At 65.6% G+C, this 25,266-nt stretch carries 19 protein-coding genes and 1 riboswitch; of the genes, 6 read left to right on the forward strand and 13 right to left on the reverse strand.

Features of this window, described 5'->3' with window-relative positions; genetic code table 11:
• Window positions 1-60: 60 nt before the first annotated feature.
• From CJ014_RS20465 to CJ014_RS20495, 7 genes are all read right to left on the reverse strand, one after another.
• A complete protein-coding gene (locus CJ014_RS20465) occupies window positions 61-1,476 on the reverse strand; it encodes an EF-hand domain-containing protein (protein WP_133121893.1) in 1,416 nt (471 codons plus the stop codon).
• Window positions 1,477-1,770: 294 nt separating this feature from the next.
• Window positions 1,771-2,439 (reverse strand): spermidine synthase, encoded by a 669-nt coding sequence (locus tag CJ014_RS20470; protein WP_100082355.1) that lies wholly within the window; start codon window positions 2,437-2,439, stop codon window positions 1,771-1,773.
• A gap of 318 nt (window positions 2,440-2,757) precedes the next feature.
• On the reverse strand, window positions 2,758-4,359 hold the full coding sequence (locus tag CJ014_RS20475) for a xylulokinase (RefSeq protein WP_100082356.1): 1,602 nt from the start codon (window positions 4,357-4,359) through the stop codon (window positions 2,758-2,760).
• Between the two features lie 202 nt (window positions 4,360-4,561).
• Window positions 4,562-6,283, reverse strand: coding sequence for a ubiquinone-dependent pyruvate dehydrogenase (poxB, locus tag CJ014_RS20480; protein WP_100082357.1), 1,722 nt, complete (start codon window positions 6,281-6,283; stop codon window positions 4,562-4,564).
• Window positions 6,284-6,600: 317 nt separating this feature from the next.
• Window positions 6,601-7,488: an AbiTii domain-containing protein gene (locus CJ014_RS27595; RefSeq protein WP_133121894.1), complete on the reverse strand. Its 888-nt coding sequence runs from the start codon at window positions 7,486-7,488 to the stop codon at window positions 6,601-6,603.
• A 61-nt stretch (window positions 7,489-7,549) separates the two neighbouring features.
• Window positions 7,550-9,043 carry a DUF1963 domain-containing protein gene (locus CJ014_RS20490; RefSeq protein WP_133121895.1) on the reverse strand — a complete coding sequence of 498 codons (1,494 nt, stop codon included), beginning with the start codon at window positions 9,041-9,043 and terminating at the stop codon, window positions 7,550-7,552.
• On the reverse strand, window positions 9,043-9,348 hold the full coding sequence (locus CJ014_RS20495) for a hypothetical protein (protein ID WP_100082359.1): 306 nt from the start codon (window positions 9,346-9,348) through the stop codon (window positions 9,043-9,045). Before CJ014_RS20495 ends, CJ014_RS20490 begins: the two co-directional genes overlap by 1 nt.
• 296 nt (window positions 9,349-9,644) lie before the next feature.
• On the opposite strand from CJ014_RS20495, the gene CJ014_RS20500 reads away from it, so the two are divergent.
• Both CJ014_RS20500 and CJ014_RS20505 read left to right on the forward strand, forming a co-directional pair.
• The gene (locus CJ014_RS20500; protein WP_100082360.1) at window positions 9,645-11,057 is read left to right on the forward strand and encodes an L-fucose/L-arabinose isomerase family protein; all 1,413 of its coding nucleotides are present in this window, start codon (window positions 9,645-9,647) and stop codon (window positions 11,055-11,057) included.
• Between the two features lie 166 nt (window positions 11,058-11,223).
• Window positions 11,224-12,249, forward strand: coding sequence for a LacI family DNA-binding transcriptional regulator (locus CJ014_RS20505; RefSeq protein ID WP_100082361.1), 1,026 nt, complete (start codon window positions 11,224-11,226; stop codon window positions 12,247-12,249).
• Window positions 12,250-13,128: 879 nt separating this feature from the next.
• On the opposite strand, the gene CJ014_RS20510 is transcribed toward CJ014_RS20505, so the two are convergent.
• Complete coding sequence (locus CJ014_RS20510; RefSeq protein ID WP_100082362.1) at window positions 13,129-13,359, reverse strand: tautomerase family protein; 231 nt, start codon at window positions 13,357-13,359, stop codon at window positions 13,129-13,131.
• Window positions 13,360-14,204: 845 nt separating this feature from the next.
• Here CJ014_RS20510 and CJ014_RS20515 point away from each other — a divergent pair.
• Window positions 14,205-15,869 carry a methyl-accepting chemotaxis protein gene (locus tag CJ014_RS20515; protein ID WP_280952350.1) on the forward strand — a complete coding sequence of 555 codons (1,665 nt, stop codon included), beginning with the start codon at window positions 14,205-14,207 and terminating at the stop codon, window positions 15,867-15,869.
• 900 nt (window positions 15,870-16,769) lie between these two features.
• Here CJ014_RS20515 and CJ014_RS20520 read toward each other — a convergent pair.
• The 5 genes from CJ014_RS20520 to CJ014_RS20540 all read right to left on the reverse strand — a co-directional run bounded on the left by CJ014_RS20520 (window position 16,770) and on the right by CJ014_RS20540 (window position 22,273).
• Window positions 16,770-17,831 carry a VWA domain-containing protein gene (locus CJ014_RS20520; RefSeq protein ID WP_100082364.1) on the reverse strand — a complete coding sequence of 354 codons (1,062 nt, stop codon included), beginning with the start codon at window positions 17,829-17,831 and terminating at the stop codon, window positions 16,770-16,772.
• Window positions 17,828-18,796, reverse strand: coding sequence for a DUF58 domain-containing protein (locus CJ014_RS20525; RefSeq protein WP_207765822.1), 969 nt, complete (start codon window positions 18,794-18,796; stop codon window positions 17,828-17,830). The genes CJ014_RS20520 and CJ014_RS20525 overlap by 4 nt, the downstream gene beginning before the upstream one ends.
• The gene (locus tag CJ014_RS20530; RefSeq protein ID WP_100082366.1) at window positions 18,777-19,796 is read right to left on the reverse strand and encodes an AAA family ATPase; all 1,020 of its coding nucleotides are present in this window, start codon (window positions 19,794-19,796) and stop codon (window positions 18,777-18,779) included. The genes CJ014_RS20525 and CJ014_RS20530 overlap by 20 nt, the downstream gene beginning before the upstream one ends.
• A 33-nt stretch (window positions 19,797-19,829) precedes the next feature.
• Window positions 19,830-20,951, reverse strand: coding sequence for a S1C family serine protease (locus CJ014_RS20535; RefSeq protein WP_100082367.1), 1,122 nt, complete (start codon window positions 20,949-20,951; stop codon window positions 19,830-19,832).
• Between the two features lie 710 nt (window positions 20,952-21,661).
• Complete coding sequence (locus CJ014_RS20540; RefSeq protein WP_100082368.1) at window positions 21,662-22,273, reverse strand: LysE/ArgO family amino acid transporter; 612 nt, start codon at window positions 22,271-22,273, stop codon at window positions 21,662-21,664.
• Window positions 22,274-22,424: 151 nt separating this feature from the next.
• Window positions 22,425-22,485, forward strand: a riboswitch (Fluoride riboswitch).
• Between the two features lie 118 nt (window positions 22,486-22,603).
• Between CJ014_RS20540 and CJ014_RS20545 the strand changes: the two genes are divergently transcribed.
• Genes CJ014_RS20545 through crcB form a run of 3 tightly spaced genes read left to right on the forward strand, consistent with a single transcriptional unit; the run spans window position 22,604 to window position 25,210 of the window.
• Window positions 22,604-23,455 carry a universal stress protein gene (locus CJ014_RS20545; RefSeq protein ID WP_100082369.1) on the forward strand — a complete coding sequence of 284 codons (852 nt, stop codon included), beginning with the start codon at window positions 22,604-22,606 and terminating at the stop codon, window positions 23,453-23,455.
• Between the two features lie 25 nt (window positions 23,456-23,480).
• A complete protein-coding gene (gene eno, locus CJ014_RS20550; RefSeq protein WP_100082370.1) occupies window positions 23,481-24,752 on the forward strand; it encodes a phosphopyruvate hydratase in 1,272 nt (423 codons plus the stop codon).
• Between the two features lie 59 nt (window positions 24,753-24,811).
• A complete protein-coding gene (gene crcB, locus CJ014_RS20555; RefSeq protein ID WP_100082371.1) occupies window positions 24,812-25,210 on the forward strand; it encodes a fluoride efflux transporter CrcB in 399 nt (132 codons plus the stop codon).
• Window positions 25,211-25,266: the final 56 nt, after the last annotated feature.

Below are 25,266 nucleotides of genomic sequence, written 5' to 3' on the forward strand. Positions count from 1 at the left end.
CGTTTGCTCATTCATTATCGACTCTCGGAAGCCGGCAGTCGGCGCTGGCGGTGGGGGAAATTACCGGCCTGCTTCTTCGGGCACCACGCTGGAGCGCGCTGGCGACCCTTCCGGTATCGCGACGCCGAGGTCCAGACCGAACTTGCCGGACCGCACGCCCTTCGGGAGAGAGGGGATCGGTTTGGCGAAGCCGAACCTGTGCGGCAGCACCTTGTATCTGGCTGCCGGCGCGAAAGCCGCCACCTTGCTGGGATCAATGCTTACGAGACCAGCGGGCGCGAGCTGCATGGCGGCGCGCCATTCTTCCGGATCGAAGCCCGGCGGCGCCAATGGCTGGCTCACGGGCGCATCTTCGAAGTCCATCGAGGTTACCAATAGTCTGGCGACCGAGTAAGTCGCCGCCATCCGGTCCGGCGCCCGGCCTATCGTCGCGGCGATCCTGTCCCCGATCGACTTTGCCTGCTGCGGGGCAATGTCGTGGAACAGCGGCACGCAGACGTCCCGATCATCGCCATCCGCCAGTGACAGCTTGTCCACCGATATGCCGACAGCTCCGCTGCGCGCCCGTTTGGGACCGCTCAGGACGACCCTTTCAACTCGACCGGTCGCGCCGGTGAGGCGCCAGATCATCGGCTCGATGGCGGTGAGGATGATGTAGAGCGGCTCGCGGCCGGCCTTGATGTTGATCTCGGCCGTGGTTGTCTGCTTCTCGGGCGAGCCAATGTAGACGTCCGAGATGGCGGCGCCTTCATACACGCCGAGGAGAACGATGTCCGCCTCTGACGAGGGACGAGGCAGCGAACAATCCAGACTGCCGGGCGGCAGCGTCATGTCGGAGGTGTCCCGCAAAAGGTTGACAAGCAGTCTGGTCACGGTGTCGCGCGTCAGCGACGGCTCGTTGGCGTTCGTTTCGACGTCGCCGAAGGCCGATTGATATTCCGAAGCGGAAATCTCAAGGTCGTCGTCGGTGTCGACCTCCCTGAAGACGCGGATGGCGCGATCCAGAAGGTCCGGGAGGCGCACCTCGTCGCCATCGTCGACCTCAAGGAGAGTGCGCGCGGCCACAACGAGCGGTTCGGAGACGGTGTTGAGCTCGTGCCGGCTCACGGCCGCGTCGTCACTCTTGCCGAACAGGCGGAACAGTTCGTCGATCTTTTGGGCTTGCACGCCGGCCCGGCTGAGTTCGGATCTGTCCAATCGGTCATTGCCATCGGTATCCGCGCGCATGGCCGCGTTGACGGCCCTGACCCACCGGCGCTCCGACGAGCGATGATATTGGGCAATTTCCGATATAACGAAGGCTTTGCTCTCCGTGGGCAGATTGCGGATGAAATAGCGCATTGGTGACAATACACGTCCGACATAGGCTTCGAACCTTGCCGGCGGACGCATGGCATAGGCGAAGACGCTGTTGTCCGCTGCGGCGAGAGGCGCGGACGCTGAGACCGCAAGGATCAAGGCGAGTAGGAGACGCATGGCGATCAGGCCAACTCCTCTAGGATTTATAGAAGCCGAGCAGTCGCCCGCCCAGAGGTTGCAGGATAACGCGATCCCCCTCCGCCGTCACCACCTCCGCCTTGGAGCCGCCGCTGGCGCTCATGAATGTCGGCGGCCGCCTGCGGGCCTCGTCCATAGGCGCGCAAACGGCGGCTTTCTCATTCGCTGCGCTTGAACGGGACCGGCGGCAATCGGCCCATGTCGGACTTCAGATCTCAACAGCCCAATATCCCTGGGAGCTGCCCCGCTCGTACGAGGCGCCGCTCCCTCCCCCTACTTCCGCGCCACCCAGATCATATGCCGCGCGCCCCGCTTCTTCCCGTTCGCCCGCGTCGGCACCTCCGTCACCGTGAAGCCGGCCTTTTTCAGTCGCCGCGTGAAGGCCGGGTCGGGCGTTGACGACCAGACCGTGAAGACGCCGCCGGGGCGGAGCGCCTGCCACGTCGCGCCGAGGCCGGCGGCGGAGTAGAGGGCGTCGTTGCCCTGGCGCGTCAGCCCTTCCGGGCCGTTGTCGACGTCGAGCAGGATGGCGTCCCAGCTTCTGGCGGCGGCGCGGATCACCATGCCGACATCCTCCTGGCGCACCGTGACGCGCGGATCATCGAGGCAGCCGCCGAACACCTCGGCCATCGGCCCGCGCGCCCATTCCACCACCGCCGGCATCAGCTCGGCGACGGTGACGCGCGCGCCGTCGTCGAGCGCCTTCAGCGCCGCCCTCAGCGTGAAGCCCATGCCGAGGCCGCCGATCAGCATCTTCACCTGCGGCCGCCCCGCAAGCGCCGCTGTGGCGAGCGTCGCCAGCGCCTCCTCCGAGCCGGAAAGGCGGCTGTTCATCAGCTCGTTGGCGCCGAGCATGATGGAAAACTCGGTTCCGCGCCGCATCAGCCTGAGCTCGACGCCATCTTCGGTTTCAACGGCGCCCAGCCGGACCCAGGGAAGCATTCAGAATACCCGACAGTGGAAATCGGCGGCCACCCTACACGAGCGCGCCCCCGCAGCACAGGGAGAGAAGGTCTGAGATGGCCGCTGGACAGGAAGCAATGCGCGATACCAACCCCTTGCTCTACCTTCTCGAGGTCCCCGCCTTCGCGGGGATGACAATCTATGCGATTGTTTTGTTTATATAATTCTGTCATCCCCGCGAAGGCGGGGACCTCGGGCAGAATGAAGTGCAACGCCGATATCGGGCTCCCCCAAAAGAAAACATCCCCGGCGACACGCGGTCACCGGGGATGCTCGATTTCTATCGAAGCGACCGGATCAGCTGATGGCGTCCACCGCCGCTTTCTGGATCGCCAATCCCGCCTCATACTGCTTCAGCCAGGCGCCATAGCCGGCGACATCGGCCGGATCGGGCTTGGCCACGTCGAGCTTGGCCGCCGCGAACACCCGCTCGTTGAGATAATCGCCCAGCCCCTGGCCCTTGCCGCTCCTCAGGTATTCGGCCAGCACGGCGATGCCCCAGGCGCCGCCCTCGCTGGCCGTGTCGCCCACCGTCACCGGCGCGCCGATGGCCGCCGCCAGGAGGCGCTGGGCGACGCCGGCCGTCTTGAACATGCCGCCGTGGGCGAACATCGAATCGAGCTTCACGCCCTCACCGTGCAGCACGTTCATGCCGAGGCTGAGCGTGCCGAAGGCGGCGTAGAGCTGGGTGCGCATGAAGTTGGCGAGCGTCAGGCGGCTGCCGGGGGTGCGCACCACCAGCGGCCGGCCCTCGGTGAGGCCGGTGATCGGCTCGCCGGCCAGATAGTTGTAGGCGAGAAGCCCGCCGCCGTCCGCCTCGCCCTCCAGCGCCGCCGAGAACAGCGCGCCGAACACCGCGTTGGCGTCCGACTTGCCGCCGATCGCCTTGGCGAATTCGGTGAACACGCCGGCCCAGGTGCCGAGCTCGCTGGCGCCGTTGTTGCAGTGCACCATGGCCACGAGGTCGCCGCCCGGCGTGGTGACGATGTCGAGCTCCTCATGCACCGTGGTCAGCGGCTTTTCCAGCACCACCATGGCGAAGATCGACGTGCCGGCGCTGATGTTGCCGGTGCGCGGCGCCACGGCGTTGGTCGCCACCATGCCGGTGCCGGCGTCGCCCTCCGGCGGGCAAACCGGCGCGCCGGCCTGAAGCTTGCCGGTGGGGTCGAGCAGCTTGGCGCCCTCGGCGGTCAGCGATCCGGCGTCCTCGCCGGCCACCAACACCCTAGGGAACAGCGAGGGCGCGTCGAGCCCCGGCTTGTGGGCGGCCACCATCTCGCCGAAGCGCTTCAGCATCGGCGCGTCGTAGTCGTGGGTGGCGGCGTCGATCGGGAACATGCCCGAGGCATCGCCGACGCCGATCACCTTCTTGCCGGTCAGGCGCCAGTGCACGAAGCCCGAGAGCGTGGTGATGAAGGCGACGTCGGCGACGTGCGGCTCGCCGTCGATCACCGCCTGGTAGAGATGGCTGGCCGACCAGCGGAGCGGGAAGTTGAAGCCCAGCGTCCCGGTCAGCTCGGCGGCGGCGCGCTCGGTGTTGGTGTTGCGCCAGGTGCGGAACGGCACCAGGAGCTTGCCGGCCGCGTCGAACGCCAGATAGCCGTGCATCATCGCCGAGAAGCCCAGCGCGCCGACCTTGGTCAGCGCCACGCCGTGCCGCTTCTCGACATCGGCCCGGAGCGCCGCGAAGGCCGCCTGCAACCCGGCCCAGATCGCCTCTTCCGAATAGGTCCACAGGCGATCGACGAACTGGTTCTCCCAGCCGTGCGTGCCGGTGGCCAGCACCTGATGGTCCGCCCCGATCAGGCAGGCCTTGATGTTGGTGGACCCGAGTTCGATCCCCAGCGACGTGCGCCCCCCGGCGATCTCCCCGGCAATGCTGCTGCCCTGCTCACTCATCGGCTTTCAACTCCCTTGTCCGGCGTCCGCGCAGCGGGCCGCCGGGTATGATTGTTGACCTCACCATAGCGCAGGACGCCTGTCGATGAGTAGTGACAGGTAGAGGGGAGGATATGGAGGATGCTGCCGGTTTGGCAGCACGGGAGTTCGCGGGGGCGGACAACGCCACCTCCCGCGAGATCATCGGCCAATTTCCGGCCACCTACCGCCAGTTCGTCTTGGCCAGCTCGATCAGCTCGTCGCCGCGGCCGCTCAGGATCGCCCGCATCATGTAGAGCGAGAAGCCCTTGGCCTGTTCGAGGGTGATCTGCGGCGGCATGGCCAGTTCCTGCTTGGCGGTCATCACGTCGACCAGCACCGGCCCGGGCGTGGCGAAGGCCTCGTCCAGCGCCGCCGGCAGCGCCTTGGCGTCGTCGACGCGGATGCCCTTGATGCCGATCGCCTCGGCCACCTTGACGAAATCGGGGCTGTTGAGGTCGGTGTCGTCGGAGATGTAGCCGCCGGCCTTCATTTCCATGGCGACGAAGCCGAGCGAGCGATTGTGGAAGATGATGATCTTGAGCGGCAGGTCGAGCTGGCGGACCGAGAGGATGTCGCCCATCAGCATGGCAAAGCCGCCGTCGCCGCACAGCGCCACCACCTGGCGGTTCCGGTCGATGCCCTGCGCCCCGATACCCTGCGACAGGGCGTTGGCCATCGAGCCGTGGTTGAACGAGCCGACCAGCCGCCGCTTGCCGTTCATCGTCACATAGCGCGCCGCCCAGACGGTGGGCGTGCCGACGTCGCAGGTGAAGATCGCATCGTCGGCCGCCTTCTCGCTGACGAGGCGGGCGAGATACTGCGGATGGATCTGCCCCTTCTCGCCGTCCGGCGTGGCAAGGTCATCGAGCCCCTTGCGCGCCTTGGCATAATGCTCCAGCGCCGTCTTGAGGAAGCCGTCGTCGCTCTTCTCCGGCAGCTTTTTCAGCAGCGCGCTCACCGTCGCCTTGACGTCGCCGACGATCCCCAGATCGATCTGCGTGTGGGCGCCGAGGCTTTCCGGCCGGCTGTCCACCTGGGCGATCCTGGCGCCGGTGGGGTAGAAGGCGCGATAAGGGAAGGATGAGCCGAGGATCAGCAGCGTGTCGGCGGCGCCCATGGCGTGATAGCCGGAGGAAAAGCCGATCAGGCCGGTCATGCCGACGTCGTAGGGGTTGTCGTATTCCACGAATTCCTTGCCGCGCAGGGCATGGACGATCGGCGCCTTCAGTCGCTCGGCCAGCGCCACCACCTCGTCATGCGCCTCGGCGCAGCCGGCGCCGCAGAGCAGCGTCACCTTCGAGCTGCCGCTCAGCATGTCGGCGAGGGCATCCACCTGCCCATCGGACGGAACAAGCCGGCCGAGCTCCGGCTCGCGCCAACGGATGTCGACATCATCGGGCATCGGCTTCAGCGCCACGTCGCCCGGCAGCACGATGACGGCGACGCCGCGCTTGGCGATGGCCGTGCGCACGGCGATTTCAAGGACGCGCGGCATCTGGTCGGGGTTGGTCACCAGCTCGCAATAGACCGAGCACTCCCGGAACAGCTCCTGCGGATGCGTCTCCTGGAAATAGCCGGAGCCGATCTCCGACGACGGAATATGGGCGGCGATCGCCAGCACCGGCACATGGCTGCGCTGGCAGTCGAACAACCCGTTGATCAGGTGCAGGTTGCCCGGCCCGCACGACCCGGCGCACACCGCCAGCTCGCCGGTGATATGCGCCTCGGCGCCGGCCGCGAACGCCGCCGCCTCCTCATGCCGCGTTCCCATCCAGCGGATCTCGCCCAGCCGGTGCAGGCTGTCGCTGAGCCCGTTGAGGCTGTCGCCCGTCACGCCCCAGATGCGTTTCACCCCGGCCTCGCCGAGGAACCGGGCGATGTAATGGGCGATGGATTCGGTCATGAGAGAATCTTTCCTGCGAAACCTGCCAGCGGCGGCGGAGACCCGATGAAACCACCGATCCGCCGCACATTCACCCCGGCCTAAAGCCACAAAACACGCGAAATGCGGCAAGAGAGAAACGTGGTAGGGCTAAGAACCGAATTCAATCGACAAACCAATGCACTGACGGAAGGACAGCCATGCTGACGCATTTTACCCGCTGTCGTGGGAGCTGGGAAGGTAGCAGGGGTTAGGGGCGGAAGATTGTACAGAACGTGCGGGAGGTTTTGGACATCTCAGATGATGCAATCTGGAAGAAGGGTTTCCAGAGATCTCGATCAGCTACCCAAAATATTTCCGATTAAGGCCAAAGCGCCACTTGCCATAAGATTCCCGGCGGCCCCAGCTAAGGCTGAACGGACGTCAACGAGGAGCCCTCGAAGCCTTCCGTTATCCGGCTCAGGTTTCTCAGCCTCAATAAGCAAACTTTCAACGGCGGAAGAAAGCACCTTCCCGTCAGCGCCAGCGGCAACCAAAGTGTCATGACCCGAGCGAAGCTGCTGAGCCAAGTCTTTGACCCGTATAATGCTTATACTACCACCAACAATATCGCGGACATGATTGTGGCTTCCCAGGACACCCACAAAACTTCCGACAGAACCAATCGTAATGGCAGGATTGTTTTGTGCTGCAATCTTCTCTTCCGCTTTAAAAGACATCCCCTCGCCTTTCACTCCGGATCTCTCAAGCTCGATTGCCCAATCAAGGACCATATTCCGCACCTTATTGACAATACCAACAAGAACCCCACGGTCGATAAAATTGACCATTTCCGCAAATTCAACTCCGCTATTTTTGTTCAGGGCGTCAATCAATTGTGCCGACAAGCGCTGCTGAAAAAATCCACCACTATCTTCTTTAAGAAGATCCTCAATCGCAGCGATGGGCTGCCCATTACTAGCTTTTGATATTGATTCTATTAACTTTGGCGTCCCCATAATTGGGATCCAGCCATTGAAGGGATTGAATGCTTTAGGCACACCTTTGATTTGTCGATATGGGGGAACGGGGTTAGTGGAATAGCCATTTAGTTCGTTATCCACCCATTCCTCGACCACAGGCAATTGAAGCTTGACAGCGGCCAGCTTCACTTTTCGCAACAGGGTTGAAACCGGCGTTTGAGCATCAAGAGCTTCGCGCTGTATTTCTTCAACTAGCCCGACCATCGCTCATACTCCTTGACCGACAATTGGCGCCACAATTCGAAACGAGATCATCGAAGCCTCCTCAATACCCTTCGAGCCACCCGCGCACTCGGTCGAAACGGTCCTGCCGCAAATCATCAGGCGAAACAGACACATAAAGCGCGCCTGCATCGCCCCATGACCAGCCCATAGCGTCGTCGGAACCCATCTGGAACAACAGCGCTCCATGCGGCACCGGGCCACTATCAGGCTGAATCCGACCGGGCTGGCCGCCCATGCGGTGCGGGCGATTTTCGTAGATCGACCTTAGCCGCGCTTCCACGTCGGGAAGCAACGCCTTTGGAACAGCAGGACCGGTGCCGCTGGCTCGCACGTAGGCGTCGATCAGATCCTCCCGAACCGCCATTTTCAAATGCGGCTTAATAAAAATGCGAGGCGCTCCTGCCTCGGTGATTTTGGCTCGACAGGTTGCCTCAATCGCCTGCCAATCGGCATCTATCAGCGGTGCGTCGAGATCCTGCGCGAGAATGCGCTTCATAGTCTCCTCCGCAAAATTCCACTTCGGGGAGCCCTGCCGATCGAGGTCGCGTAGCATGCTCTCGATAAAATGCCGGACTTCGCGCCACGTCAAATGCTGGTCGGTGTGGGGCCGTTTTTCCTCTGGCGAGTCTACGTGAAAGGTATGCTCGAACCAGTTCTGGTCGCTATCCCCCAGCGGCGCATCAAGATCGTGCTTCGGGATGGTGTATGTCCTCCATTCTTCGGCATTGTGCCGTTGCACGAAGTTTTCGCGCTTGTAGTCCCGAATAATGCCTTCGACGAAATAGAGCGCTCCGCGCCACGTGAGCGGATGCTTGCCGTCGGGTTCGTAGGAACCCATGCCCCACTTGGACACCGGCACCTCGTAAAGCTCCTCTCCCGACACTGGTGGAGGCCCTTCTTCCTCGTCGGAGGGCGTGTATTCCTGCGCCACCAGATCAACCGGCCACCTGCGCCACATCTTTGGCACGCCGGGCCGGAACTCGGCCTTATAACCGATCAAGTCCGACATCGAATGACGTACCGTGGACATGTCCTCCGGTGGCTGCCGCTCCGCACCGAGCTGATCGATATGCAGAACCTGGACAGCGCCATCTGCCGACAGGTCTTCGAGTTGCAGCACCTCGACGAACAACAGCAGCCACCCGTTGTGCGGACCGAGCCCGTTCCAGAGGTTGATGGGAAGGTCGGCGCAGTCGATCTGCGCAATGAAATGCAGCGGCGCTCCGTCGCCTGCGCGAGGCCATGCGACGCTCTCAGGCATCATCGGCAACCCGCCTAGCCAAGATCGCGGCGCCTCGCCGAAGCGAATAGGTACCTGCCGCTTCAGGATGACCGTGGTTTGCTTGTCCGCCTGAGCGTCGTGCCCAGATGCCATCGCCAGCGCCATGCCCGGCTCCCCCATATCAGTTGTCTTTAGTCTTGCAAAATCATGGTGGCCATGCTCGGCCGCGAGGGCCTGCGTCGCAGGGGCCGCCAAATAAGCCAAGCAAGCGGCGCAGAAGAACAGGACTTTTCCGAAAACGGTGCAGACCATCAGCAGAACGAGCCCCCGCGCGCGTAGCAATTGAAGCGTTCGACCGCCTCGTTGTATTCCCGAATGGTGGCCGTCTTCTCGTCGTTCAGACAATCGAAATATCGTTCGATGCTGTCTTGGTAGGATTCCATCTCGGACTTGCAGGAGCTGAACTCCCAATCGCTGTCGAACTTGCCCATCATGGGGCACGACGGCGCCGTCGGCCGGGTGCAAAACAGCCCCATGGCCGATACCGGCTGATGCAAACCGACGAGAAGCAGCGCCGCCGCAGCCGCACCCTTCGATAAGCCATTCAGGAAAAACACAACGCGCCCCCGCCCCAGCAGCGCCCTTCCCCGATAGAACGCCCGCTATGGCGGACTATGGCGTGCCCAAAAGCGGCCGGCAATCGGAAGCTATTGCTTATCAACCGAAGCGCGTATGCGGGAATCCGTCACGTCGTGCCACTCCCCCACCCTTGCCTCTCCCCCTCTCCTGATGTACGCTCCTCAAACCTCGCTTGATCCCCCCAAATCTCCCGCAATTCTCTACCGAAAAACTCCCCTTATCCCTTTCCGGTAGCGTACCTCAGAAATTCAAGCGACAGCGGAGGAGCGAACTGATGCCCAAGCAGATGACATTCGGTGTGATCGTCGGAAACCGTGGATTCTTCCCGAGCCATCTCGCCGCCAGCGGCCGGCTGGAGATGATCGCCGCCCTGGAGAAGCAGGGCTACAAGGCGATCGTCGTCACGCCCGAGGAGACGGCCCACGGCGCGGTGGAAACCTACAGGGAAGCGGAGATCTGCGCCGCCCTGTTCAAGGCGCACGCCGGGGAGATCGACGGCATCATCGTCACGCTGCCCAATTTCGGCGAGGAGCGCGGCCTGGCCGACGCCTTGCGCCTTGCCAACCTCGACGTGCCCGTCCTCATCCAGGCGACGCCCGACGAGCCCGGCAAGATGGCCATCACCCACCGCCGCGACAGCTTCTGCGGCAAGATGTCGATCTGCAACAACCTCCAGCAATATGGCATCAAGTATTCGCTGACCACGCTGCACACCGAGGCGCCGGATTCGCCCGAGTTCGAGGCCGACCTCCGGTGGTTCGCCGCCGTCTGCCGCGTGGTGCGCGGCTTCAAGAACCTGCGCATCGGCGCCGTCGGCGCCCGCCCGGCCGCCTTCAACACCGTGCGCTACTCGGAAAAGCTGCTGGAGCGCTCGGGCATCACCGTCGATACGCTCGACCTTTCCGAGGTGCTGGGCCGCATCGGCCGCCTGAAGGACACCGATCCGGCCGTCGAGAAGAAGATCGCCGAGATCCGCGCCTACGTGCCCACCGGCCATACGCCGCAGGACGCGCTGATCAAGATGGCCAAGCTCGGCGCCGTGCTCGACAACTGGGTGGAGACCAACCGCCTCACCATCACCAGCCTCCAGTGCTGGACCAGCCTCGAGGAATTCTTCGGCATCGTGCCCTGCACCGTCATGAGCATGATGAGCCAGAAGCTGCTGCCGTCGGCCTGCGAGGTCGATACGCTCGGTTCGCTGTCCATGTATGCCCTGGCGCTGGCCAGCGAGACGCCGTCGGCCCTCTTGGACTGGAACAACAACTACGGCGGCGACCCGGACAAGGCCGTCTGCTTCCACTGCTCCAACCTGCCCAAGCACTTCTTCAACGAAGGGGTGAAGATGGACTACCAGCAGATCATCGCCGGCACGGTGGGCGCCGAGAACACCTACGGCACGCTGGACGGCAAGGTGAAGGCCGGCGCCATGACCTTCCTGCGCCTCTCCACCGACGATCTCACCGGCAAGATCAAGGGCTACACCGGCGAGGGCTCGTTCACCGACGACCCGCTCAACACCTTCGGCGGCGCCGGCGTGGTGGAGATTCCCAACCTGCAGAAGCTCTTGCGCTACATCTGCGAGAACGGCTTCGAGCACCACGTGGCGGCGAATTTCTCCAACTCCGGCCGGGCCGTGCAGGAGGCCGCTGCGAAATATCTCGGCTGGGACATGCACTGGCACGAGTGAGCCTCGCTCAGCGTCTCAACCGACATCGGCGTTTCCGGTGGTGCATGTCATCGGAAACGCCATCCCCTTGGTTTGGTTGATATGTTCTCGCCCGGAGTTGACAGCGGCCGGGTATAATGCGGAATGTGATTCTCCAGTTTATGCACTTGCCCACCGAGAGGACTTGATGCGTCCCACCGTCCACGATGTCGCGCGCGCCGCCGGCGTCGGCCTGGCCACCGTCGATCGCGTCCTCAACGACCGGCCGGGCGTGCGCCAGGCGACGGCCGAGCGGGTGAAGGCCGCCGTCGACCGGCTGGGCTTCGTGCGCGACGCGTCGGCGGCGGCGCTGGCGAGGAAACGCGTCGACACGCTGGCGTTCCTGATCCCCAACGGCCCCAGCGATTTCATGCATCGCCTGGAGGCGGAGGTGCGCGCGGCGGGCCAGCGGCTGGCCGGCCGGCGCGTCAACATCGACATCCGCAGCGTGCCGCCGTTCGACGGCGAGGCGCTGGCCGCGGCGCTGCGCCGGCTCGATACCGGGAAGGTGGCCGGCGTCGCGCTGGTCGCCACCGAGGCGGCGGCGGTGCGGGCCGAGCTCTGCCGCCTCAACGCCGCCGGCGTGCCCGTCGTCACCCTGGTGTCGGACGCGCCGCGCTTTCCCCGCCATCGCTATGTCGGCATCGACAACGTCGCCGCCGGCCGCACCGCCGCCAGCCTGATCGGCCAGTTCCTCGGCGGCCGGGCGGGCAGGATCGTCGTCGTCGCCGGCTCGATGCTGGTGCGCGACCACGTCGAGCGCCGCATGGGCTTCGATCAGGTGATCAGCGGTCAGTACCCGCGCCTTCAGGCGTCGGTCACGCTGGAGGGCCGCGACGAGCGCGCGGCGACGCGGCAGGCGCTGCGGGAGTGCCTGGAACGCGAGGGCGACATCGTCGGCCTCTACAACATCGGCGCCGGCCTCGAGGGCATCCTCGACGTGCTCTCCGCCCTGCCGGCCGAGGCCCGCCCGGTGGTGGTGGCGCACGAGCTCAACGACGTCACCCGCGCCGCGCTGGAAAGCGGCCTGATCCACGCCGTCATCAACCAGGACATCGGCCACGAAATCCGCAGCGCCATCCGCGTGCTGCGCGCCCAGATCGACGGCACGCCCCTGGTGGCCGGACAGGAAACCATCCGCATCGAGATCTACCTGAGGGACAATCTGCCGTGAGGCCGGAGCATTATCCGACCTATCCCTTTGTTCCCCATATATAAAACTGTCATCCTCGCGCAGGCGAGGACCTCAGGCAGAACGAGACGATCGGCCGATATAGCGCTCCAAGGATAAGGGCCGCCCTATACACCCCCCGGCGCCTTCTCGTCCTGAGGTCCTCGCCTGCCGAGGATGACAGAATTATAGCGGCCCTGCCCCTGATGGGCGGCTGAACCAACCTATCCCTCTGTTCCCCCTATATAAAGCTGTCATCCTATGCGAAGGCATAGGACCTCGGGCAGAACGAGGCGATCGGCCGATATAGCGCTCCAAGGACAAGGGCCGCCCGATACACCCCCCGGGCGCCTTCTCGTCCTGAGGTCCTCGCCTGCGCGAGGATGACAGAATTATAGCGGCCCTGCCCCTTGATGGGCGGCTGAATCAACCTATCCCTCTGTTCCTCCTATATAAATCTGTCATCCTATGCGAAGGCATAGGACCTCAGGCAGAACGAGGCGATCGGCCGATATAGCGCTCCAAGGATAAGGGCCGCCCGATACACCCCTCGGCGCCTTCTCGTCCTGAGGTCCTCGCCTGCGCGAGGATGACAGAATTATAGCGGCCCGCCCCCTTGATGGGCGGCTGAACCAATCTATCCCTCTGTTCCCCCTATATAAATCTGTCATCCTATGCGAAGGCATAGGACCTCGGGCAGGATGAAACGATCGGCCGATATAGCGCTCCAGAAACCCGGGGAGCCGGATATTTCCCCCTCGCCCCTTTCGGCCCGAGATCCTCCGCTTGCGCGGAGGATGACAAGTTATGGGTGGCCCGGCGAACCTGTTTTCGCCGGAAATGCTCCGGATGCCCGCCCCAGGATAGTTTCGGATAAGGCCCTTACTCCGGCTTATACCCCGGCTTCTTGTAGAGCCTGTCGATCGCCGGCTCGATCTCCGGCCGGTAGACGGCGCTGGTCCAGTCGGCGGCCGGCACGTCGTCGATGGCGATGGAGACGGAGCTTTCCTTGCAGCCGGCGCCCTCCATGATCGCCCGGGTGACCAGCTCGGCGATCCGCTGCTTCTGCGCTTCGCCCCGTCCCTCGATCATCTTGATGACGACATGCGGCATGGTGTTCTCCCTGGATTGCGGCCCGGCCTCGCCCCGGACATCCTGCCCCGCAAGCACGGTACCGGTCCAGACGAGATCTAAGCCCAAACAAAATGCGCCGACACACCAAAAAATTTCATTCGCCTCGCACAGGCGCTTCACTCGCAACAACTCTTGCGGGCGTATCGGTTATGCTTTGATCCGAAAGCGCGAGCGGCGATGCAGGCAGTGGCGAAGCGCCGGCAACCTCCGGCAGTAAAACCGAGACCAAAGGCCGCCGCCGCGAATATCGGAGCTCCGGACCATCGCCCCGATCCAGGATTTCCGGCCATCGATCGACGACAGCCCAGCAACAACCACCGGCTAGTCCGATCCGTGTGCAACACGCGGATACCTACAACCGTTTGTAGCGCGAACGCAGCGTTACGCCGCGAAATTATACGCCGAAAATACTTTGCCCCACCCGCGAATACATGAGCGCGGCGCGCCACGCCTTCATCCGTACCCGCCCGCCAACGGCAAGAGAAATTCAAAATCCGATCCTGAATACGGAGGCGACATGCAAGTCATTACTACCGCGCTCATCTGCAAACATCGATCGATGAAAACTTTTTCCGAGCCGACAAAGCTTAGCGAAAATTCGGAAGGAAACCATCAACAATTCACCAAAGCCACGAACCGAGATAAACTTGCCTCATTCAAAGTAATACTACACAGTCGATCTTGAGTCTAGTTCGCAACAAGGCAATAACGCGCTCAGAACCTATGTCGAAAACCGATTTAGATTTCGAGATAGACAGATCGTTAACCCGGAATGCCGCATCGTCTATTGCAATGATGGACGGGTTACTGGCGGGGTGATGACGATGGGTCGCTTGAAGATTTCCTCCCGGCTTTATGCGGGCTTCGGATTTGCCGTAACGATGCTAATCGCCGTTGGCGTGGTTGGATATATGTATCTCACCGCATCATCGACCTATACCAGGGAATCCACCCGCATCTATTCCCAGAACGTCGCCCTGGAAAGTTCCCTCAAGTACATCTCCACCGGCCGGGCGTTCTTCTACGAGGCGCTGACCCAGTCCGACAGGCAGGCGGCGCTGTTCGACCAGATGTCCGCCGTTTTCTCCGAGGCCGAGACCACGCTCGACGCCCTCGCCGCCTCCACCCTCGACGGCGGGCGAAAGACCAAGGTGACCGGCCTGGCCTCGGCGCTGAAAGCCTACCACGCCGGCGTCAAGTCGCTGGCCGGCCAGCTATTGAAGGGCGAGGCGATCGACGCCAACCTGCGCAGCCAGCTCGCCGCCTCCTTCGCCACCATCGAGTCGCTCGGCGCCGAGCTGTCGGACAACTACGGCGCCGCCGCCGCGCAGATGGGCCGGGACAGCGCCGCCGGCGCCGAACGCGGCGTCGCCATCGAGATCGTCGTCGGCATCGTCGCCGCCGTGCTGGGCATCGCCATCGCCGTCGTCAGCTCGCTGTCGGTGACGCGGCCGCTCGGCAGCGCCATCGGCTCGGTGCAGGCGCTCGGCCGGGGCGAAAAGGCGACGGCGGTGGCCACCGCCACGCGGCGCGACGAGTTCGGCCTGCTCGGCGGCGCGCTGGAGCAGTGGCGGCAGAGCCTGATCAAGGAGGAGCAGGCCCGCGCCGACCAGGAGGCCCGCGAGCGGGCCGAGCGCGAGCAACTCGGCCGCCGTCAGACGCTGGCCGACGCCTTCATCGCCGAGATGCGCGACCTCGCCGCCAATTTCGCCCAGTCGTCCGGCGAGATCGCCGACAGCGCGCGCGGCCTCGCCGCCACCGCCGAGGAAACGGCCCGCCAGGCCCAGGCGGTCGCCGCGGCGGCCGAGCAGGCGGCCAGCAACGTGCAGACGGTGGCCGCCTCGTCGGAGGAGATGGCCGCCTCGGTGCACGAGATCGGCGCCCAGGTCGCCCACTCGGCCGAGGTCGCCGAGCTGGCCTTCGGCGAGGCCCAGACCTCCAACAGCCGCATATCGAGCCTCGCCGCGTCGGCGGCGGCCATCGGCGACGTCGTCAACATCATCCGCGGCATCGCCGACCAGACCAACCTGCTGGCCCTCAACGCCACCATCGAGGCGGCGCGGGCCGGCGAGGCCGGCAAGGGCTTCGCCGTGGTGGCCGCCGAGGTCAAGCAGCTCGCCGACCAGACGTCGCGCGCCACCGGCGACATCGAGGCCAAGGTCGGCGAGATCCAGGCGTCGACCGGCAACACGGTCCATTCCATGACGGCGATCGTCAAGACCATCACCAGCATCAAGGAGGTCGCCTCGGCCATCGCCAGCGCCGTGGAGGAGCAAGGCGCCGCGACCACGGAAATCGCCGGCAACTGCCAGCAGGCGGCGATCGGCACCCACCAGGTCACCGAGAACATCGCCGGCGTCGGCCAGGCCGCCGAAATGACCGGCTCGGCCTCGACGCAGTTGATGAACCTCTCCGGCGGCCTGTCGGCCAAGGCCCAGAACCTGAAATCGGTGGTGGAGACCTTCGTCGAGAAGTTCGCGGCGGCGTGAGATGGCAGATCATGGAAATCGAAAGCCGGCGGCGCCCCCGCCGGTTTTCGCGTTTTGAGGCTTCCGTCTGCTCGTCAGGGCACGGAACATCTATATCGACCGCTCGCCCCATCCTGCCCGAGGTCCTATGCCTTCGCATAGGATGACAGATTTATATATAGGAAACAGCTACACAGCTTAGCACACCCCGCGGAGGCGGGCTATCCGGGGCAGGGAAAGGTCGCCTGATGGCTGCGTAGCGTTCCATCCTGCCCGAGGTCCTGCGCCTGCGCGCAGGATGACAAAATTATATATACAAAACAAATACGTAGCCGCTCACGGCGGCTCCCGCGGCGGCTCCCATGGATTGTCATCCTGCGCGAAGGCGCAGGACCTCAGGCAGAAAAGGGCAAGGGGCCAATATAGGGCGCGCACAAGAGCGAGCCATAGCGCGCAACAGAGCACGGAGGGTACAACCTATGTATCTGTTCCCTCTATATAATCCTGTCACCTACGCGAAGGCGAGCCATCCCCAACAGGAAGAGCGCCTGATCCCGGCGTATCGCATTCTCGTCCCGAGGTCCCCGCCTTCGCGGGGATGACAGAATTATATATAGGAAACAAATACGTAGCCGCTCGCAACGGCTCCCATAGATTGTCATCCCCGCGAAGGCGGGGACCTCGGGCCGAAAGGAGCGAGGGGCCGATATAGGGCGCGCTTACAAGCTCGCTCCAGAGCTCGACCCGAAACTCGCTGGTATCAGGCAGATAGCGACGAGGTCGAGAACCGGAGCGGAGCGGGCTTCGAGCAACTCCAGCAAAAGTGCCTTGCGGTTTTGCGTCCGGAGTTGCGTCCTAGAAAACAGCCCGTGAGTACCGGAAGCGCAGAGCTCTAAGCTAGATGCCCGCCCCAGTAGAGTTTCACGCCACCCGCCCGAACCACAGCATCGACAGGCACCCGGCCAATATCGCAAACAGGGCGCCGATGCCGGCGAAGATGAACGAGATCTCGGTCAGCTTCTTCTCGCTGATCAGCTTGGCCGACAGCGACTGATAGACCTGCTTCAAATCGTCGGACGATTTCGCCTCGAAGAACTGGGCGTTGGTGGTGGTGGCGATGGTCCTCAGCGTCTCGAGGTCGGGCTGGGTACGCCAGGCGCTGCCTTCGACGGCCACCACGTCGCCGCTCGGCGAGCCGAAGCCGACGGTGAACACCCTGACGCCGTAGTCGGCGGCGGTCTGGCCGGCCTGCACCGGATCGGGGCCGGTGGTGGTGCCGCCGTCGGTGAGCAGGATGACCACGGCGTTCTGGTAGGAGCCCGGCGCCACCGCGACGTGCGGCGGCTTGTCCCCGGCGGCGGGCTGGTCGTCCAGCGACCGGCTCGGCGGCTTCGGCACGATCGGCGCATCCGGCCCGAAATCGCTTTGCAGCGCCTCGAAATTCTCCTCCGGGAAGATGGTGGCCAGCGAGGTCAGCACGCCGGCGCCCACCGCCGTGCCGCGCCGCGTCTGGAAGCGGTCGATCGCCTGGAACAGCGCCTCGCGGTCGATGGTCGGCGCCTGCACCAGGTAGGCGGCCGCCGCGAAGGCGACGATGCCGACCTGCACGCCGGCCGGCTGGTCGTCGATGAACTGCTTGGCGGCGGTCTGGGCGGCCTCGATGCGCGACGGCGGCACGTCGCCGGCCCGCATCGAGCCGGAGACGTCCATGGCCAGGATGATGGTGGCGCGCGAGGAGGCCAGCGTCATCACCGCCGCCGGCCGGGCGACGGCGAGGATCAGCACGGTGATGGCGATCAAGAGCAGGGCGGGCGGCACGTGGCGGCGCCAGCCCGGCCCCCGGCCCATCGCCTGCCGGATCATGGCGAGGTTGGCATAGCGGACGGCCGTCCGCTTGCGCCGCCTGAGCAGCAGCACATAGAGCCCGATCAACAGCGGAACGAGCAGCAGCAGCCAAAGCATGTGCATCCAGATGAACGTCATGGCGTCACCCTGTCCGTTGCCCTCCCCGTCTCCTCCTTGCCGAAGCCGGCGGTCAGATGCGCCGGCAGGCCGCCGCTCACCCCCGCCCCCACCTTGCGCAGGTCGGCGAAGCGCAGGATGGCGTCCATCAGGTCGTCGGCGGTGGAAAGCTCCAGCACGTCGGTTCCGGCCTCGGCGAAGGCGGCGTAGAGCGCCGCCTCCCGCCGCTCCGCCTCGGCCAGGAAGCGCCGGCGGAAGCCGCGGTCGGCGGTGTCGACGAAAAGCTGCTCGCCGCTTTCGGCGTCCTCGAACACCATCAGGCCGAGGTCGGGCAGCGCCGCCTCCAGGGGATCGAAGAGCCGCACCGCCACCACCTCGTGGCGCCGGCTCAACTGGCTGAGCGCCTTTTGCCAGCCGGGCCGGGAGATGAAGTCGGACACCACGAACACCAGCGACCGCCGCCTGATCGCCAGCAGCGACCGGTTCAGGAAGGCGCCGAGGTCGGTCTCCGGCGCCCGCAGCAGGCGCGGGTGGGCCAGGATCTTGTCGAGCATGTGCAACACGTGCCGGCGGCCGTTGCGCGGCGGCACCACGAAGTCGTCGCGGCCGTTGTGCAGGATGGCGCCGGCCCGGTTGCCCTGCCGGGTCAAAAGGCGCGCCAGCACCGCCGCGAATTCGCCGAGCACCCGCCGCTTGCTGACCTCGCCCGAGCCGAAGTCCACCGACGGGCTGAGGTCGAGCAGGAACCAGACGGTGACCTCGCGGTCCTCGTTGTAGACGCGCACGTGCGGCACGCCGGTGCGGGCCGTGACGTTCCAGTCGATGTGGCGCACGTCGTCATAGGCCTGGTAGTCGCGCAGGTCCGCGAGATCCAGCCCGAAGCCGCGGAACAGCGTGCGATAGTCGCCCTGCAGCAGTCCGTCGAGCCGGCGGACCACCGTCCATTCCAATCGGCGCAACACCGATTCAGCCTGATGCGGCGACACGGACATGGGCCTCCAGCGGCTTGTCGGGAGCGGGGACCGCCTTCAGGATCGCCGAGACGATCTCGTCGGCGGAGACGGATTCGGACAGCGCCTCGTAGGACAGCACGACGCGGTGGCGCAGCACGTCGGCCGCCACGTCGGTCACGTCCTCGGGCAGCACGTAGTCGCGGCCGCGCAGCAGGGCGAGCGCCCGTCCGGCGGCGATCAGGCCGATGGTGGCGCGCGGCGAGGCGCCGTAGAGGATCAACCGGCCGACATCCCGGAGGCCGGCCTCATCCGGCGCCCGCGTCGCCGCCACCAGGCGCACCGCGAACTGGATCAGCGACGGATCGACGTAGAGCTGTCGGCAGCGGGCCTGCAGCGCCTGCAACCGCGCCGCGTCGGTCACCCGCGCCACCGCCTGCGCCGGCCCGATGGCCCGCGACACGATGACGAATTCCTCCTCCTCGCCGGGGTAGCCGACCAGCACCTTCATCATGAAGCGGTCGACCTGCGCCTCGGGCAGCGGATAGGTGCCCTCGGTCTCGATCGGGTTCTGCGTCGCCATCACCACGAAGGGCGAGGGCACCTTGTGGGTCTCGCCGGCGATCGTCACCTGCCGCTCCTGCATCACTTCCAGCAGCGCGCTCTGCACCTTGGCCGGCGCCCGGTTGATCTCGTCGGCGAGCAGCAGGTTGGCGAAGGCCGGGCCGAGCGAGGTGGCGAATTCGCCGGTCTTCTGGTTGTAGATGCGGGTGCCGATCAGGTCCGACGGCACCAGGTCGGGCGTGAACTGGATGCGCTTGAACGTGCCCTGGATCACCTCGGCCAGCGTGTTGACGGTCAGCGTCTTGGCAAGGCCCGGCACGCCCTCGACCAAGAGGTGGCCGCCGGCCAGCAGGGCGATCAGCACGCGTTCGAGGAAGTGGTCCTGGCCGACGACGACCTTCTTCACCTCGTAGAGGATCTGCTCCATCTCGGCGGCGGCTTCCGGGGCGGAAAGGGAAGCGGGTTGGGTCATGGCTCCGGCCGATCCTTTCGAAAAGTCAGGGTTCTAAAGCGGGGACTCCCCGAGCCCGCCCATGGCGTTCTCGATCGGCACCGCGAAGCCGATGCCGGCGAAGGTGCGCACGCCGGACGGGTTGAGGATGGCGGTGACGATGCCCACCACCTCGCCGTCGGCGTTGACCAGCGGCCCGCCGGAATTGCCGGGGTTGGCCGCCGCGTCGAACTGGATGAGATTGCCGATCGTCCGGCCGCCGTCCTCCTCGCCGAACTGCCGCTTCAGGCCGGACACCACGCCGGCCGAGGCCGAGGGACCGATGCCGAACGGGAAGCCGACGGCCACCACGTCGTCGCCGGGCCGGAGATTGGCCGTCGAGGCCAGCGTCGCCGGCTCGAGGTCGTCGGGCAGGATGGCCGGCCGGATGATCGCCAGGTCGTTTTCCGGCTGGGCGCCGACCAGCGACGCGTCCGACTCGCTGCCGTCGGCGAACACCACCCGGAGGCGAGGCGCGGCGCCGGCGACGTGCAGGTTGGTCAGGATGGTGCCCCGGTCGTCGATCACCACGCCGGTGCCGACGGCGGAATATTTCTTGTGGAAGTCGCCGTCGACGCCGGCCTCGGCATCGGGCGCCGGCTTGGCGTCGGGTATCGGCTTGGCATCGGGTATCGGGGCCTCGGCCTGCTTGTCATCGCCGGGCTTTTGGCCGTCCTCGGGCTTCTTGGCGTCGCCGAGCCTGTCCTCGGACTTTTTACCGGCCTTGTCGTTCCCGGCCTTGTCGGCGTCCGGATCGAAGCCGTTCACCCGCACCACCGAGCCGATGATCTTGGCATAGGCCACCGACGTCACCGACGGCGGCCGCGGCCGCTCGTCGAGCGCGTAGTTGACCGCCGCATTGAGCTGCGGCTGGGTGAGGCGCTGCGCCGCCGGCTGCAGGGAGTGGTAGAGGCCGACCACGGCCAGCGTCGTCGCCACGCTGATCGCCACCAGGAGCTTGCCCTGATGCCGTCCGTAAAGCCCGCCCCACCAGGCGCCGAAACGCCGCCGCAGCGGCGGGCCGTCGGATTCGTCAGGCGCGACGAACACCGGCTCGCCGCCATCGGGCGCCAGCCACGGGGCATCGCCCGCGCCGCGCGGCTTGCCGGACCTGCTGTAAATGGGCCGCTTCTTCATGGTCTGGTCCCCCTGATGGGGCTCTGAAGCCGGGTGACCTGAATGCGCCTTGATAAGTAGTTAACCTAATTTAAAGAAAACCGGCCCGCCTGCCAACCGGAAATCCCGGGGATCGCCCCTCCTCTCGCAAATGTGATAATCTTGGGCACGCCCGTTCCTTGGGCAGATTTACCGGATCGGGGCGGCACGGTCCGCGCAAACGACCCTCTCGGGCAGATAAGGGAGTGCCTGATATCCGCCCCTCGCCCTATCCTGCCCGAGGTCCCCGCCTGCGCGGGGATGACAGTTTTATATAACAAAAACAAACATATAAACTGAAAGGGTGATGAGAGCGCTATCGGGCGCCTGTTGGCCCCGCGATCCTCCGCCTGCGCGAGGGCACAGCCTATCCATATGTTTCTTTTATATAAAACTGTCATCCTATGCGAAGGCATAGGACCTCGGGCAGGAAAGAGCGAGCGGCGGATATAGGGCTCTCCAAGAGAGAAGCGCGGCCGATACGGGCCTCGCGCCCCTTCCGGCCCGAGGTCCTATGCCTTCGCATAGGATGACAGTTTGATAGATGCGCGCGCAGGCGGAGAATGACAGCTTGATGGATACCCGAACGAGCCGCTACAGCGCTGTTTCCTATATATAAAACTGTCATCCCCGCGCAGGCGGGGACCTCGGGCCGGAAGGGGCGGGCCGTCGATATAGGGCACCCGTATCCCCTATCCGCCCACCACCAAACTCCCCGCAATGACCCACATCACCGCGGCAATAGCGCCCTCCAATATCCGCCAGGCCGTCGGCTGGGCGAACACCGGCCTCAGCCAGGCCGCGCCGTAGCCGAGCGAGAAGAAGAAGCCGAAGGACGACGTCATGGCGCCCAAGGCGAACGCCATCTCCCGCCCCGGAAACTGGGTGGAGATGGTGCCGAGCAGCACCACCGTGTCGAGGTAGACGTGCGGGTTGAGCCAGGTGATGGCGAGGCAGGCGACCAGCGTCGGCATCAGCGGCGTCGCGCCGTTCGCCGCGCCGACATCCAGCGCCGCGCGCGACCGCACCGCCGACATCAGGCTCTTCAGGCCATAGAAGCCGAGGAAGGCGGCGCCGCCGAAGCGCATCACCGGGTCGAGCCAGGGCAGCACCGCGGCGATGCGGGAAAAGCTGGTGACGCCGAGCACGATCAGCGCCACGTCCGACAGCGCGCAGGTCAGGCAGACGGCGAACACGTGGCCGCCCCTCAGCCCCTGCCGGAGCACGAAGGCGTTCTGCGCGCCGATGGCGACGATCAGGCTCAGTCCCATGCCTAATCCGGAAAGATAAGCCGAAAAATCCAAAGCTGCCCCCGGTTCCATCCGGTTGCCCTAGCCGGCCCGCTCGGATTAGGCAAATTAATCCTTCTTACTCTGATTTAGCCGAACTAACCGCCGCCGCCCTCGCCGCGCAACGCCGCTTTGACAGTTGGCGAGGACGGCGCTATCGTTCCCGCCATCCGATGGGAATGGAGCTTCCCGACAACCGCCTCAGCGCTGATAGCTCCTGCTTGAAACGGGCCAATGGTCCGTCGCGGCAGGGGCGTTTCCGAAACCCGCCGCCGGCGGGTTTTTTGTTGCCCGACCTGTGACCGGCGCGGGAAATCCCGTCGCCGCTCGTGATGGAGGGTGACGATGAACGGTGCGGCCGAACCCAAGATCATCGTGGCGCTGCTGCCCGAGCCGGAAACGGTGATGCCCTGCCTCGACTGCGCGCTGGCCGCCGCCGACGGGTTCGACGCCGCCATCTCGGCCATCCACGTCGGCTTCAACCCGCGGTTCGCCTTCGTGCCGCCGGAGGAGATCGCCATCCAGCAGTTGCGCGAGCTGCGGGAGGGCACCATCGCCGCCCGCCTCGCCCGCACCAAGGCGGTCTTCGATGCCTGGATCGCCGGCCGGGCCGGCGCGCCGGTCACCTGGAAGCACGACGAGGGCGACGTCGGCGCGCTGGTCGCCGCCGAGACGGCCGACGCCGACCTTGTGGTGATGGGCAACCCGGTGCGCCTCGACGGCCGCGACGCCTTCCACGCCACGCTGTTCTGGTCGAAGCGGCTCTTGCTGGTGGCGCCGCCCGATCCCCGGACAGACCCAACAGCCGGCCCGCCGCCGGCCCGCACCGTCGGCCGCCACATCGTCGTCGGCTGGAAGCCCGGCGAGCCGGTGAAGCGGGCGGCGCGGAAGGCGCTGCCCTGGCTCGCCCGGGCCGACAAGGTGACGGTGGTCTCCGTCGAAAAGCCCGGCGCCGCGTCCTACCAGACCTCCGCCCGCGCCTTCTTCGCCGAGCTCGGCGTCGCCGTCGACTGCGTCGAGCTGAGGCGCGAGGCCGGCAGCGTCGGCCTGCAACTGCTCGCGTCAAGCGACCGGCTGGGCGGCGACAGCCTGCTGATCGGCGCCTTCAAGCACGGCGCGCTGTGGGAGGCGATCCTCGGCGGCGTCACCCGCGACGTGCTGGCCGCCGCCCGCATCCCCGTCTTCATGATGTGCTGAAACCGGCCGACAAAGGAGATCCTCCATGGCCCTGATCGACAAGGTAACCGCCCGCGAAATCCTCGATTCCCGCGGCAATCCCACCATCCGCGTCTACGTGGCGCTCGACGACGGCACGTGCGTGTCCGCCTCCGTGCCGTCGGGCGCCTCGACCGGCGAGAACGAGGCGGTCGAGCTGCGCGACGGCGACAAGGCGCGCTACGGCGGCAAGGGCGTCCTGAAGGCCGTCGCCAATGTGACCGACGTCATCGGCCCCGCCCTCCGGGGCTGCGACCCGACGGCCCAGGCGGCGATCGACGCCCGGATGATCGAGCTCGACGGCACCCGTAACAAGGGCAAGCTCGGCGCCAACGCCATCCTCGGCGTCTCCATGGCCGTGGCGCGGGCCGGCGCCGCCGTCAGCCGCCTGCCGCTCTACGCCTATCTCGGCGGCGTCGGCGCCACCCGCCTGCCGGTGCCGATGATGAATATCCTCAACGGCGGCAAGCACGCCGACAATTCCGTCGATTTCCAGGAATTCATGGTGATGCCGGCCGGCCGCCCCAGCTTCGCCGAGGCGCTGCGCTGCGGCGCCGAGGTGTTCCACGCGCTGGCCAAGATCCTGGCAAAGAAGGGCTATTCGACGGCGGTCGGCGACGAGGGCGGCTTCGCCCCCAACCTCAAGTCCAACGAGGAAGCCTGCGAGCTGATCGTCGCCGCCATCGAGGCGGCCGGCTACGCGCCCGGCAAGGACGCCGTCATCGCCCTCGACCCGGCCGCCAGCTCCTTCTTCGAGAACGGCGCCTACGAGCTCGGGAAGTCCGGCCTCGGCACGCGGACCGCCGAGGAGATGATCGCCATCTACGACAAGTGGATCGCCGCCTATCCGATCGCCTCGATCGAGGACGGCCTCGCCGAGAACGACTGGGCGGGCTTTGCCCACCAGACGGCCCGGCAGGGCGGCCGCATCCAGATCGTCGGCGACGACCTGTTCGTCACCAACGTCGATTTCGTCAGGCGCGGCATCGCCGAGAAATCGGCCAACGCCGTGCTGATCAAGCTCAACCAGATCGGCACCGTCTCGGAAACGGTGAAGACCATCGCCCTCTGCCGCGCCGCCGGCTGGGCCTATGTCGTGTCGCACCGCTCCGGCGAGACCGAGGACGCCTTCATGGCCGACTTCGCCGTCGCCATGGGCGGCGGCCAGATCAAGACCGGCTCGGCCTGCCGCTCCGAGCGCATCGCCAAGTACAACCGCCTCCTGGAGATCGAGGCGGAGCTGGGCGCCGCCGCCGAGTTCCGCTCGCCCTTCATCTGACCTGCGGCCGGCGCCGGGCGTATTCCGGCGCCGCCCGCCTTTCCGGAGAGTCTTGAACAATGGGTTATCTCGGCTACCTGCTGGTGTTCATCGGCGCCGGCGTCGGCGGCGCCCTGCGCCACGGCGTCAATCTCGGCGCCGCCCGCCTCATCGGTACCGGCCTTCCCTACGGAACCCTCGCGGTCAACGTGGTCGGCAGCTTCGTCATGGGCGTGCTTACCGAATACTGGGCGCAGAAGAGCGGCCTGCCGCAGCCGCTGCGCCTGTTCCTCACCACCGGCGTGCTCGGCGGCTTCACCACCTTCTCGACCTTCTCGCTCGACACCGCCGTGCTCTGGGAACGCGGCGAGGGAGCGACGGCCTTCGCCTATGCCGCCGCGTCGGTCGTCCTCTCCATCGGCGCGCTGTTCGCCGGCCTGGCGCTGGTGCGCCTGCTGGCGGTTCCGGCGGAGATCTGATCCTGCCATGCAAGCCCGCTTTCCCGCCCCTCCCCCGGCTGCCGCACCGCCTGTCG

Source organism: Pleomorphomonas carboxyditropha (assembly GCF_002770725.1).
In the GTDB taxonomy this organism is placed as follows: Bacteria; Pseudomonadota; Alphaproteobacteria; order Rhizobiales; family Pleomorphomonadaceae; genus Pleomorphomonas; species Pleomorphomonas carboxyditropha.

Bases quoted from the DNA above. Each gene is read 5' to 3' on its own strand.
- CJ014_RS20515 (WP_280952350.1), top strand. From the start codon at position 14,205: ATGGGTCGCTTGAAGATTTCCTCCCGGCTTTATGCGGGCTTCGGATTT.
- CJ014_RS20520 (WP_100082364.1), bottom strand. From the start codon at position 17,831: ATGACGTTCATCTGGATGCACATGCTTTGGCTGCTGCTGCTCGTTCCG.
- CJ014_RS20490 (WP_133121895.1), bottom strand. From the start codon at position 9,043: ATGGTCTGCACCGTTTTCGGAAAAGTCCTGTTCTTCTGCGCCGCTTGC.
- crcB (WP_100082371.1), top strand. From the start codon at position 24,812: ATGGGTTATCTCGGCTACCTGCTGGTGTTCATCGGCGCCGGCGTCGGC.
- poxB (WP_100082357.1), bottom strand. From the start codon at position 6,283: ATGACCGAATCCATCGCCCATTACATCGCCCGGTTCCTCGGCGAGGCC.
- CJ014_RS20510 (WP_100082362.1), bottom strand. From the start codon at position 13,359: ATGCCGCATGTCGTCATCAAGATGATCGAGGGACGGGGCGAAGCGCAG.
- CJ014_RS20545 (WP_100082369.1), top strand. From the start codon at position 22,604: ATGAACGGTGCGGCCGAACCCAAGATCATCGTGGCGCTGCTGCCCGAG.
- CJ014_RS20475 (WP_100082356.1), bottom strand. From the start codon at position 4,359: ATGAGTGAGCAGGGCAGCAGCATTGCCGGGGAGATCGCCGGGGGGCGC.
- CJ014_RS20535 (WP_100082367.1), bottom strand. From the start codon at position 20,951: ATGAAGAAGCGGCCCATTTACAGCAGGTCCGGCAAGCCGCGCGGCGCG.
- eno (WP_100082370.1), top strand. From the start codon at position 23,481: ATGGCCCTGATCGACAAGGTAACCGCCCGCGAAATCCTCGATTCCCGC.
- CJ014_RS27595 (WP_133121894.1), bottom strand. From the start codon at position 7,488: ATGGTCGGGCTAGTTGAAGAAATACAGCGCGAAGCTCTTGATGCTCAA.
- CJ014_RS20465 (WP_133121893.1), bottom strand. From the start codon at position 1,476: ATGCGTCTCCTACTCGCCTTGATCCTTGCGGTCTCAGCGTCCGCGCCT.
- CJ014_RS20505 (WP_100082361.1), top strand. From the start codon at position 11,224: ATGCGTCCCACCGTCCACGATGTCGCGCGCGCCGCCGGCGTCGGCCTG.
- CJ014_RS20530 (WP_100082366.1), bottom strand. From the start codon at position 19,796: ATGACCCAACCCGCTTCCCTTTCCGCCCCGGAAGCCGCCGCCGAGATG.
- CJ014_RS20470 (WP_100082355.1), bottom strand. From the start codon at position 2,439: ATGCTTCCCTGGGTCCGGCTGGGCGCCGTTGAAACCGAAGATGGCGTC.
- CJ014_RS20500 (WP_100082360.1), top strand. From the start codon at position 9,645: ATGCCCAAGCAGATGACATTCGGTGTGATCGTCGGAAACCGTGGATTC.